This is a genomic window from Devosia sp. (assembly GCF_041917035.1).
In the GTDB taxonomy this organism is placed as follows: domain Bacteria; phylum Pseudomonadota; class Alphaproteobacteria; order Rhizobiales; family Devosiaceae; genus Devosia_A.
Genome location: NZ_JAYRYM010000142.1, coordinates 1 through 10,538, shown reverse-complemented (window position 1 = coordinate 10,538; position 10,538 = coordinate 1). Strand labels below are relative to the sequence as shown.

General features: G+C 69.7%; 10 protein-coding genes. 7 read left to right on the top strand and 3 right to left on the bottom strand.

From position 1 onward, the window contains the following. Positions 1-873 (top strand): GMC family oxidoreductase (locus ACE3TU_RS14385; protein WP_374625344.1); only part of this gene is annotated, 873 nt, incomplete at its 5' end. On the opposite strand, the gene ACE3TU_RS14380 is transcribed toward ACE3TU_RS14385, so the two are convergent. Beyond that, positions 870-2,219: an aspartate aminotransferase family protein gene (locus ACE3TU_RS14380; protein ID WP_374625342.1), complete on the bottom strand. Its 1,350-nt coding sequence runs from the start codon at positions 2,217-2,219 to the stop codon at positions 870-872. The genes ACE3TU_RS14385 and ACE3TU_RS14380 overlap by 4 nt on opposite strands. Before the next feature lie 153 nt (positions 2,220-2,372). Here ACE3TU_RS14380 and ACE3TU_RS14375 point away from each other — a divergent pair, with 153 nt between their 5' ends. Genes ACE3TU_RS14375 through ACE3TU_RS14365 form a run of 3 tightly spaced genes read left to right on the top strand, consistent with a single transcriptional unit; the run spans position 2,373 to position 6,255 of the window. Continuing rightward, positions 2,373-3,041 (top strand): hypothetical protein, encoded by a 669-nt coding sequence (locus ACE3TU_RS14375; protein ID WP_374625340.1) that lies wholly within the window; start codon positions 2,373-2,375, stop codon positions 3,039-3,041. After that, the gene (locus ACE3TU_RS14370) at positions 3,038-3,865 is read left to right on the top strand and encodes a hypothetical protein (RefSeq protein ID WP_374625338.1); all 828 of its coding nucleotides are present in this window, start codon (positions 3,038-3,040) and stop codon (positions 3,863-3,865) included. Before ACE3TU_RS14375 ends, ACE3TU_RS14370 begins: the two co-directional genes overlap by 4 nt. Beyond that, positions 3,862-6,255 carry a hypothetical protein gene (locus ACE3TU_RS14365; protein WP_374625336.1) on the top strand — a complete coding sequence of 798 codons (2,394 nt, stop codon included), beginning with the start codon at positions 3,862-3,864 and terminating at the stop codon, positions 6,253-6,255. The genes ACE3TU_RS14370 and ACE3TU_RS14365 overlap by 4 nt, the downstream gene beginning before the upstream one ends. A gap of 85 nt (positions 6,256-6,340) precedes the next feature. On the opposite strand, the gene ACE3TU_RS14360 is transcribed toward ACE3TU_RS14365, so the two are convergent. Together ACE3TU_RS14360 and ACE3TU_RS14355 are read right to left on the bottom strand one after the other, a co-directional pair. Then, positions 6,341-6,637 carry a hypothetical protein gene (locus tag ACE3TU_RS14360; RefSeq protein ID WP_374625334.1) on the bottom strand — a complete coding sequence of 99 codons (297 nt, stop codon included), beginning with the start codon at positions 6,635-6,637 and terminating at the stop codon, positions 6,341-6,343. A 92-nt stretch (positions 6,638-6,729) separates the two neighbouring features. After that, a complete protein-coding gene (locus ACE3TU_RS14355; RefSeq protein WP_374625332.1) occupies positions 6,730-7,536 on the bottom strand; it encodes an IclR family transcriptional regulator in 807 nt (268 codons plus the stop codon). Positions 7,537-7,693: 157 nt separating this feature from the next. Here ACE3TU_RS14355 and ACE3TU_RS14350 point away from each other — a divergent pair, with 157 nt between their 5' ends. The 3 genes from ACE3TU_RS14350 to ACE3TU_RS14340 all read left to right on the top strand — a co-directional run. Continuing rightward, positions 7,694-8,986, top strand: coding sequence for an amino acid aldolase (locus ACE3TU_RS14350; RefSeq protein ID WP_374625330.1), 1,293 nt, complete (start codon positions 7,694-7,696; stop codon positions 8,984-8,986). 12 nt (positions 8,987-8,998) lie between these two features. Next, the gene (locus tag ACE3TU_RS14345; RefSeq protein ID WP_374625328.1) at positions 8,999-9,781 is read left to right on the top strand and encodes an IclR family transcriptional regulator; all 783 of its coding nucleotides are present in this window, start codon (positions 8,999-9,001) and stop codon (positions 9,779-9,781) included. 87 nt (positions 9,782-9,868) lie between these two features. Continuing rightward, positions 9,869-10,538 (top strand): M81 family metallopeptidase (locus ACE3TU_RS14340; protein WP_374625326.1); only part of this gene is annotated, 670 nt, incomplete at its 3' end.

The following is a 10,538-nucleotide window of genomic DNA, read 5'->3' as shown; positions in this document are numbered from 1 at the left end:
GCCGGTCGCGAGGTCGTCGTCGCCGCCGGCGCGGTCAACACGCCGCGCCTGATGGAGCTCTCCGGCATCGGGCGGCCGGAGGTGCTGGGAGCGCTCGGCATTCCCGTGCGCCATGCCGCGCACGAACTGGGCGAGAACCTGCAGGACCACCTGCAGATCCGCACCGTCTTCAGGCTGGCGCGCGGCCGCACCCTCAATGCGCTGTACCACAGCCCCTGGGGCCGGGTCGGCATGGGTCTCGAGTATGCGCTGCGCCGCTCCGGTCCGCTGTCGATGGCTCCGAGCCAGTTCGGCATTTTTGCCCGCTCCGACGCGAGCCGGGCGACGGCCGACCTCGAGTACCACGTGCAGCCGCTGTCGACGGATCGGCTGGGCGAACCCCTGCACCGCTTCGCGGCGGTCACGGTGAGCGTCTGCAACCTGCGGCCACAAAGCCGGGGCAGCGTCCACATGGAGCGGGCCGATCCGACCGCAGTGCCGGCGATCCGGCCGGGATACCTGTCGACCGAGGGCGACCGGCAGGTGGCGCTCGCCGCCATCCGTCACGTGCGGCGCCTGATGCGCACGCAGGCGCTGGCCGCGTTTGCGCCCGAGGAGTTCCTGCCCGGGCCGTCGGTCACGCGCGAGGACGAGCTGCTGCAGCGGATCGGCGACATCGCCACGACGATCTTCCACCCCGTCGGCACCTGCCGGATGGGCAACGATCCGGGGGCGGTGGTCGATCCTGAGCTGCGGGTCAATGGCTGCGACCGGTTGCGCATCGTCGATGCCTCGGTGATGCCGCGCATCACCTCGGGCAATACCGCCGCCCCGGTGATGATGATCGCCGAGAAGGCCGCGGAGATGATCGCGGCCGCACGCCGCGGAGCCTAGAGTGTGCCGGCGGCCTTGAGTTCCCTGACCGCGTCGCGCATCGCGTCGATCGTCGTCGCGATGACGCCGTCGTCGTGCTCGCACGACAGGAACCAGGCGCCGCGCTCGAGCGCCCGCACACTGCGGTGGAGCAGGGCGGTGGTCAGCGCCACGTAGGCCTTGCGGTTCATGCGGGCGAGGTCGCGATAGTCCCGCGCCGGCCGCTCGAGGCCCAGGGCGACGTGAAAGACCTGCGGGAAGCCGGTCACCTGCGCCACAACGCCGGCCGAGGCGAAGGCCTCGCGGAAGCCCTCCATCAGCATGGTCCCGGTGCGCTCGATACCCTTGTAGAGCTGTGGGGTCAGCCCGCGGAGGGTCGCGGCGGTCGCGGCCATGGCGATGGGCTGGGCATTGTAGGTGCCGCCATGCACCACCCCGCCGGTGACGAACATGTCCAGCAGGTCGGCCCGGCCGGCAATGGCCGCCACCGGGAAGCCGTTGGCGATGGCCTTGCCGAAGGTCGACAGGTCCGGCATCACGCCGAAGCGCTGCTGCGCGCCGCCCGGCGCCAGGCGGAAGCCGGTGATCACCTCGTCGAAGATCAGGATCGTGCCGGTGCGCGTGCAGGCCTCGCGCACGCCCTCGAGATAGCCGGCCAGCGGGTGCACGGCGCCGGCGTTGCACATCGCCGCTTCCATGATCACCGCCGCGATGTCGCCCTGCGCCAGTCGGGCCTCGACCAGTTCGAGATTGTTCCAGGGCAGCACGACGAGCGTGTCGGCGGTGTCGGCGAGCTGGCCCTTGCTGCCGGCCACCGGAATCGGGGCGTCCGCCGGCCCGGCGGCGTCGAGCGCGGGCGCGGTCGACCACATCACGTTGTCGAACCAGCCGTGATAGTGGCCCTCGAACTTGATCACCTTGGTTCTGCCGGTGGCGGCGCGCGCCAGCCGGATCGCCGCCTGGTCGACCTCCGAGCCGGAGGAGCCGAACCGCATGCGCTCGGCGGACGGGACCAGTTCGCACACCAGCCGCGCCGCTTCGGCCTCGATGGCGGACTGGCCGGCGAACAGGATGCCGTTCTGGATCTGCGCCGTCACAGCGTCGACCAGGGCCCGCGGCTTGTGGCCGAGGATCATCGGTCCCATGCCCAGGTAGTAGTCGATCAGCCGGTTGCCATCGACGTCGAACAGGTATGGCCCGTCGCCACGTTCGAACACCAGCGGGGTAGGCGAGATGTTGAGGCGGAAATTGCTGTTCACGCCGCCCGCCATCCAGCGCGCATTGTTGCGCACGGCCTCGGCGGACTTGTCGAACGAGAGGAACGCGCGATCGGCGCCGGCGCTGCCGGCGGGTGAGTGAACGGGCAAGTTGGGCTCCTCCTGTAGGTGGAGCAAAGCAGGCCCCAAGTGGCGCGCGAAGTAAATCCCGCATGGTTTCACGAGGCGGAAAAAGGCCCGGTCGGGCGGCCTCTGGCGCTCGTGTGAGGACCTACGGGGAAGTCCTGATCCGGAGAGCGGCGATTGCTGCTCTCTTCTGCCGGGGACGGCAGGGAGAGGGACGTGTGGGAGAACACCAGGGCGCTCGTCGATATTCCGGGCACGATCGCGGCGGTGATCACCACGATCGGGTCGCCTGCGGGCGCCAATTGGCAGGATTGCGTGCGCCGGCTGCAGTCGGTCTATGCCGCGCTCGACGCCTTCGTCCTCGACGAGGTGGAACTGGCGGCCTTCAAGAGCCTGCACGCCCTGACCAACCAGATGATGATCGATCTCAAGGACACATTCGCCCTGGTCGGCCCCGATCCGGTGCAATCGCGGCGGCACTGGAGCGCCCACTCGGCGCTGATGCGGCAGGAGTTCCGGGCCATGCGGGGCGGCGCCCGCAGCTCGATGCAGCTTGCGGCGCTGTGCCGGACCGAGGGGCAGATGCGCTACCTGCAGCGGATGCCCGAGGAGATCCAGCGCATGCTGGACGAGCAGCCCTGGCCGGACCGGCTGGCCGAGCTGCTGGCGCGGGCGGAGGTGGAGATCACGGATTTCTCGAGCTTCTACACGCGGGTCGACGAGCTGCGGCAGGTGAATTCCGCCCTCAACAATTATGCCGACCAGTGCCTCAGGTCGGGGATCTATGAGCTGGACGATGTGATCGAGGCCCTGCGCAGCGCCCTTCACGGGGTCGATTTCCGATGACGCCCGACGAGAGAGAGCCGGCGCTGTCCCGTGAGCTGTCGGGGCGGATCGTGGCCTGCCATCGCAGCCTGCTGGAGCGTTTCGCCACCGCCCGTCCGAACGAGCTGCGCGGCGAGATCCGTCGCTTCCGGCAGTTGCTCAGGGAACTGGCCGACTGGTCCGGACAGCGGCCGCACTTGTGGCAACTGGCGCAGCGGGCGCGCTGGTGGGAGTGGAACTGGTGCGAGCGCGAATTCGGCGACAGCCAGTTTGCTCCGTTCGCCGCCCCCCGGGACGCCGTCGCGCAATGGCGCTTCAACCGGTCGCATGTGGCGCTGATCGGCGCCATGCTGCCCATCGAGGACCTCCAGCGCGAACTCGTCGATCTGGCTGTGGGACAGCGGATCGATCTGCCGGTGCTCGGTTTCCTGGCGAAGCCGAACCCGGACGACTTCCCCGACCCCGCCGACTACGCGGACCTGCTGGATCTGCGTTACCTCCTTTCCGAAGCGACCCCGACCCTGGCGCGGCAATTGCGCGGGATGGTCGCCACCGTCGTGACGTCCGTCCCGCCTCGCGATCTCGTGCCGCGATTTCTCGATCTGCTGTCCGACCTCGACCGCAGCTTCGCGGTGGCCTGGCAGTCGGCGCCTCTGAGCCTCGAGGTGCGTCGCCGGACCGGCGGGGCGGTGCTGCTGCAGGGCGAGGTGGCGGGTGGGCGGGCCGCGTCCTGGGTGCAGGTGCAGCAGGTCCGGCTGGCCGAAGCGGCCGATGTCGAACTGGAGTTGTCCAGCCCGATCGATGACCTCGTGGGGTGGCTCGGCGAGAGGAGCGCAACACCATGACCGGACTGGCGGCAACGGAACCGGGCCAGGACAGCATCGGCGACTACCTGCGCTATTCGCGGCAGGTGCTCAACGACATCGACGACGCCATCGACGATCTGACGTTCCGGCAGCAGGGTGGCGAGATCGACTGGGCGGTCGACTTCACCGAGATCGAGGCCTTTGTCCTGCCCGACGGTCACGGCAGGAACAGCCCGATCGATGCCGCCCTCGACATCGCGGTCCTCGAGCGGTTCTTCTTCGGCGGGGCGCCGCATCTCGTCCCGTCCGGGATCGTGCTGCTGCCTCCGCACCGGGTCGAGCTGCGCAATGCCGAGGCCTTCTTTCACGCCGAGTCGCTCGACCGCTTCCAGGCGATCGTCATGCAGGCGATGGCGGAGCTGCGCGGACTCGAGGCCGACGCACGGTTCAAGGAGATGGTCGCGCGCCTCGAGTCCGCGGGCGGCGGGGATGGGCGGAACGCGCTCGAGCGCGAGCTGCTCCATTACCTCAACGACCATGCCGGCGCGCTGTTCCTGGCGATGACCCAGAATGCCCGGACCCCCCAGGGCCGGCTGCGCGAGCTGCTGGAGCACGCAGCCCTGATCGATGCCAGCGCCATCGTCGGTCGGACGGTTGCGGTCTCGGAGCTCGATGACAGGCTTGTTGGCAAGCTGACCACGGCGATCTCCGAGCGCCGCATCCAGCGGGAACTCGAGCGGCGGGAGCGGGGCGAGTCCGGGCCGGAGGACGAGGAGCACATCCGCATCGTGCGCTCCAGCACGCGCGATGCGCAGGCCATCGGATACCTGCGGAAGATCAATGCCGAGTTGCAGACCCGGTACCAGGGCAGGCGCAGGCTGCAGCTGCTGACCCGAAGCGAGGTCGTGCACAGCGAAGCGTACCGCTATTCGACCGCCGTGCCGGAAGCGCAGCTCGATCTCCACCTGCGCCGGATCGGGGCCTTCCGCCAGGCCAGCTGGAGCACTGGCGGCGACCTCCAGCAGCGGATCGCGGAGTTGCGGCAGCGCCGACGCGCGCTGTTGCTGGCGGTGCGGGCGCTGCGGCCCCTCGCCTATCCGGACGCCGGCCGCGGCGAGGTTCTGGAGGAGCGCCAGCTCGAGGCGCGCATCGCGGCGCTGCGGGAACTCTGGCAGGGTGCCGACAATCTCACTGTCGCGATCGCCCCGTGGCGCGAGGTCGGCAAGGCGCCGACGGCGCAGATTCTGAAGATCCTGCGCAGTGCGGATCGCGACCGGCTGAACGACCTCGTGCGGGCGGCGGCGACGCAACTGTCGGCGGACATCACCCTCAACAACGCCCTGCTCGGCTTCTTCGAGGGCGAGGGGCGGTTCAGTCAGGGCAGCGCCAGTTTTGCCGAGCCGCCGAAGGGGGGGCGCGGCGGCGGCCAGCCGGTGCTGGTCTGGAGCCGCGATACGGTCAGCACCATCGCTGTGCTGTTCTACGATCCGGTGCTGCGGCGCGACGGCGGGCAGGCCCGCGACGGGGTGGGCCGTTTGCGCCAGATGGTGGCTGCCCGCTTGCCGCGGGCGCGTGAGGACGGGCACGATCCCGTGACGTCGGCGGAGACCGAACGCCATCCCAGCCTCGTCGAAAAGTGCCTGGCCTCGAGTTTCCTCGAGGCCATCGAGGATCGCTGGGACAGCGCCTTCCTGTTTGCGGACATGGCCGTCAACTGGCCGTTTCATCTCGATTCGACGCCGCGCCACGAGGCGTTCTACATGCGCGCCCTGACCCGGCGACGGTACCGGGGACCGACCAAGGACGTCCTCGAGGCCTGCCTCGCCGACCTCGATGAGGCGAGCGGCCAGCGACGCGACGACAAAGGCCCGAACGCCGATCCGCGCTACCTGCTTCAGCAGGGGATATGTCACTTCAACTTCTGGGAGCATGTCGAAGGCGGTCGCTACTTCGACGTCGAGGCGCCGCAGGCGCATCAGCGCAACGCCCAGACGAACGCCCACATCCAGCAGGCCACCGAGCTCTTCGAGCGCGCCCGGACACTCGCCCAGGCGTGGATCCGGCGGAACGCCGCCATCGCCAACCGGCTGCTTCTCGATATCGCCAACGCCCAGTGCTACGCCCATGTCAGTGCGCGCGGGGCCGATGGGCTGGCGGTGCGCTACTATGCCGAACTGCTGCGCGCCGTTCGGGACTGCCAGTGGACCGAGGAGACCGTGCCCGTCAGCCAGCTGGACACGCTGGTGTGGACGCGTTTCCTGCTCAGGGCGCGGATCGATGAGCGCGAAGCACTGCTGAGAAGTGCCCGCATTCTCGCCGAACGCCTCCCGACATCGCGGCGCCATCAGGAGGACAAGGCGGTCGTCGCGGCCCACCTGCGGGAGATCGAAGCGGCCCTGGGGGTCAGCTTCGCGCCCCGGGCCGCGTGAAGCGGCGCGCGCCCGGACGCGCAGGCGTCGCAGGCGCGCTCCACGTGTGCGCCGGAGCCGGCGATCGGTCCGACGCCCGCAAGACTCAGTCGTTGTCGGCGGCGAGGAAGGTGATCGCGGAAAAGCCGGCGCTGCCGGCGAGGCGATCCTCGCCACCGCTGAGGTACTCGGCGTCACACTCGATGCGGCCGACGATGCTCGATCCGTCGTTGCGGGACAGCCGGGCCCGGGTCTCGCGGGTCGGGGCCGCCGCGCAGTAGGACTTGAGCTGGGCGAGGGTGAGCAGGTGGGTGACGTCGCCGTCCTTGGCGAGCGCCGGAGGGGTCGTCATGCCGGCGACGAGGAGGCTGGCGAGCAGTGTGGCGGTTGCGGTCTTGCGCATCGGTGTTCTCCCTTGCAGTAGCGCGATCTGCGCCTGCTGCAGGGTTAGCAGGGGCGGACTGACGACCGCCTGACGGTGGCTGTCAGCTGGTCTCAGCCCTGCGCCCGGGCCAGTTCCGCGGTGATCTCGGCGAGGCTCGCCACGAGCAGGCGGCCGAGCCGCTCGATGGTCTCCGGCTCGAAACGCGCCGAAGGCCCGGCGATGCTGACGGCGGCGATCGCCTCCCCGGCGGGCGAGAAGACCGGCGCGGCGACACAGGCTCCGCCGGTTTCGTTCTCCTCGTATTCGGTCGTCCAGCCGAGCCGGCGGCAGCGGTCGAGCACCGCTTCCAGCTGATCCGGGTCGGTGATCGTGCGCTCCGTCGCCGCCGCCAGCGGGCCGATGGAGTAGATCATGTCGCGGAAGCTGCGGGACTGGTGGGCGAACAGCGCCCTGCCGCAGGCCGTCGAGTGGTAGGCCGCGCGCGTCCCCGAGTAGGAGGAGACGCGCAGCGTCTGGCTGCCCTCGAGGCTCTCGACGATGACCGCATCGGCCGATCCGGGGAGCGCAAGGTTCACCGTCTCGCGGGTGGTGGCGCACAGTCTGACCAGGTGCGGACGGACGATCGCGGCAATGTCGAGCCGGCGTTCCACGGCCTTGCCGTAGACCAGGTGATGCAGGCTCAGCCGGTAGGCGCCGGCCGTCGCGTCGCGGTCGGCGAGCCCGACATCGACAAGCGCGGTGACGAGGTTGAAGGCCGTTGTCTTGGCGAGGCCGGTGCGGGCCGCCAGATCGCGCAGCAGGACCCACTCGCCCGCTGCCATGGCGTCGAGCAGGGCCTTGGCGCGCGCCACGGACTGAATGCGGGCCGCGACCGTGGGGACGCGACCGTCAGCCGTGCCGTCGCCGAGTCGTGCCATCGGGGAGTCCTGTCCTGTCGTTCCACGCTATAGAATAGCTAGCAGATGCCGTCGATCGACAGCAAGCGCTCCATCCTATGGCAGTGTTGACATCTGGGAAGAGTTCAACGCAGTCTCGTGGCATCGGCACGCCGCGCTCATTCTACGATATGGAACCATGTCCCTGCTGCCCAGACTCGACCTAGCGGCCCTTGATGCCCTGACGCTCGATGTGTCGACGAAGGGGCTGCCTTACGGTTTGCCGCCGCTCGCCGTCGGGGCCGTCGGTCGGCAGGGCTGGAGCGTGCTGGCGGGGGACCTGCCGCTGCCGCTGGCGGTGATCCGCGAGCCGGTGGTCCGCGCCAACAGCGCGTGGATGAGCGCGTTTCTGGCCGCCAATGGCCTTGTCATCGCCCCACACGGCAAGACGACGATGGCGCCGGCGCTGTTCGACCTGCAGGTCGCCGACGGGGCCTGGGCGATCACCGTAGCAACGGTGCAGCAGCTCGAGGTCTGCCGTCGCTTCGGCGTCGGGCGAATCCTGATGGCCAACCAGCCCGTCGGGCAGCTCGCCGTCGATGCCTGCTTTGCGGCGCTGTCGGCGGGGACCGAGCTCTATTGCCTGGCGGACGGCGCCGACGGCCTGGCGCTGCTCGGCGAGGGCGCCCGCCGCCGCCCGCCGCCGCAGGGCAACCCGCTGCGCGTGCTCGTCGAGATGGGGTTTGTCGGCGGGCGCACCGGGGCACGCTCCCGCGACGAGGCGCTGGCGCTGGCGCGGGCGATCGCGGCGACGCCGGGCCTGGCGCTGGCGGGGTTCGAGTGTTTCGAGGGTCTGCTGCCCACAGCCGACGCCGCGCAGGTGCTGGTGGACGATGTCGTCGCCCTGTCGCGGCAGGCTGCGGCCGAGGGGCTGTTCGCGGCGGACCGGCCGGTGGTGCTGTCGGCCGGCGGCTCGGCCTTCTTCGATCGCGTCGGGGAGCGGCTCGGGCCGGTCGAACTGGGCCTCCCGCTGCTGCGGGTGCTGCGCTCGGGCTGCTATCTCACCCACGATTCGATCGCCTACGCGGAGGCGTTCGCGCGGATCGTCAAGGAAACGACGCTGCCCCTGCCGCCGGGCGGGCTCGAGCCGGCGCTCGAGGTCTGGGCCCATGTGCAGTCGCGGCCCGAGGACATCCGGGCGATCCTCACCATGGGCAAGCGCGACGTCGGCTTCGATGCCGGGCTGCCGGTGCCGCTCAAGTGGTACCGTGCGGGCATGGCCGCGCCGCAGCCGATGCCCGCAGGCCACGTGGTCAGGGCACTCAACGACCAGCATTGCCACATGGAGCTGCCGCCCGACTCGCCGCTCGCCACCGGCGACATGGTCGGTTTCGGCATCGGTCATCCGTGCACCACCTTCGACAAGTGGCAGCTGCTGATGCTGGTGGACCAAGATTACCGCGTGACCGGCGGTCTCAAGACCTTCTTCTGAAGGGGACAGAACATGGGCAAGCTGGCCGACGACTACATCGTGCAGCCCGTGACCAAGGCGCTGCAGGTGCTCGATTACGTGGCCCGGCAGGGCCATGACGTCACCCTCACCGAGACCGTGCAGGAACTCGGCCTGCCCAAGACGACGGTGTTCCGCTACCTGCAGACGCTGTCCGCGGCGGGCTTTCTCTCCCATGACCAGCAGCGCGACCGCTACGGCGTGGGCGGGCGCTTCCGGCAGCTGGGGCAGATCGATCGCAGCCTGATGGCCCTGCGCGAGGTGGCGCAGCCGGAGATGCGGCAGCTGGTCGAGACCTTCCACGAGACCGTCAACCTCGCCGTCCTGTCGGAGAGCGAGGTCGTCTACATCGACATGCTGGAGCCGGAGCGGCCGGTCAAGGCACAGGCGCGGATCGGCTACCGTCACCCGGCCCATTCGACCTCGCTGGGCAAGGCGATGGTGGCTTTCCTGCCCGATGCCGGCGGGCTGGCCGATCGCGATCGGGACCTCCCGGCCATGACGCACCGGACGCTGACCGACGCCCGCAAGTTCCGCCGGCAGGTGGAGGACGTGCGGCGGCGCGGCTATGCGGTGGAGATCGGCGAGAACGAGGACGGGCTGATGTGCGTCGGCGTGCCGATCCTCGACCGGGCCGGCTATCCGGTGGCGGCGATCAGCCTGTCCGCGCCGGAGCGGCGGATGAAACGCGAGCGCACCGATGCCGCGGCAGTGGCGCTCAAGGTGGCGGCGGAGCGGATCTCGATGCACCTGTCGAGTGCTTCGCGGTCCCCATGAACGCCGCCGCGGGTCGGCGGCAAGATCGTGTCGAGCGGCCCGTGGGGCCGACGCGGGTGTTCCGCGGCAACTGAAGGAGGATCAACCGTGCGCATCGCCCTCATCCACATCGCCCAGGAAACCAACGACTTCAATCCGGTGCTGACGACACTGGCGGATTACCACTCCTTCGGCATCCACGAGGGACAGGACATCGTCGACAAGCTGCGCGCCTTCGGGCAGATCGGTGGCCACTTCAAGGTCGTCGACGAGTCGGGGCTCGAGATCGACACCATCCCGATCATCCGCGGCTTCGCGGTGGCGGGAGGGCGCGTTTCGCGGGAGGCCTTCGACTACTTCCAGGCCAAGATCCGTGAGGGGCTCGGGATGGCCGGTGCCATCGACGGGCTGGCGCTGCAGCTGCACGGCGCCTGCGCCGCCGAGGGCATCGACGATGTCGAGGGCGAACAGATCGCGCTCTGCCGGCAGATTCTCGGGCCCGACATCCCCATTGTCCTCGGGCTCGATCACCATGCCAACATCACCGAGAAGATCATGGCCAACGCCACCGCGGTGGTGGGGCATCGCGACCAGCCGCACGATGTCTTCGACACCGGCGTGATCGGCACCGAACTCCTGCTGAGGATCCTCCGCGACGGGGCGAAGCCGGTGATGGCGTGGCGCAAGATCCCGCTGGTCTCGCACCAGGAGCAGTTCCTCACCGCCAAGGGCCCGATGAAGGTGTGGTTCGACCGGGCCCGGGCCTTCGAGGCCGATC

Coding starts and splice junctions, on each gene's coding strand:
- ACE3TU_RS14370 (WP_374625338.1), top strand. CDS start 3,038: ATGACGCCCGACGAGAGAGAGCCGGCGCTGTCCCGTGAGCTGTCGGGG.
- ACE3TU_RS14365 (WP_374625336.1), top strand. CDS start 3,862: ATGACCGGACTGGCGGCAACGGAACCGGGCCAGGACAGCATCGGCGAC.
- ACE3TU_RS14360 (WP_374625334.1), bottom strand. CDS start 6,637: ATGCGCAAGACCGCAACCGCCACACTGCTCGCCAGCCTCCTCGTCGCC.
- ACE3TU_RS14355 (WP_374625332.1), bottom strand. CDS start 7,536: ATGGCACGACTCGGCGACGGCACGGCTGACGGTCGCGTCCCCACGGTC.
- ACE3TU_RS14350 (WP_374625330.1), top strand. CDS start 7,694: ATGTCCCTGCTGCCCAGACTCGACCTAGCGGCCCTTGATGCCCTGACG.
- ACE3TU_RS14345 (WP_374625328.1), top strand. CDS start 8,999: ATGGGCAAGCTGGCCGACGACTACATCGTGCAGCCCGTGACCAAGGCG.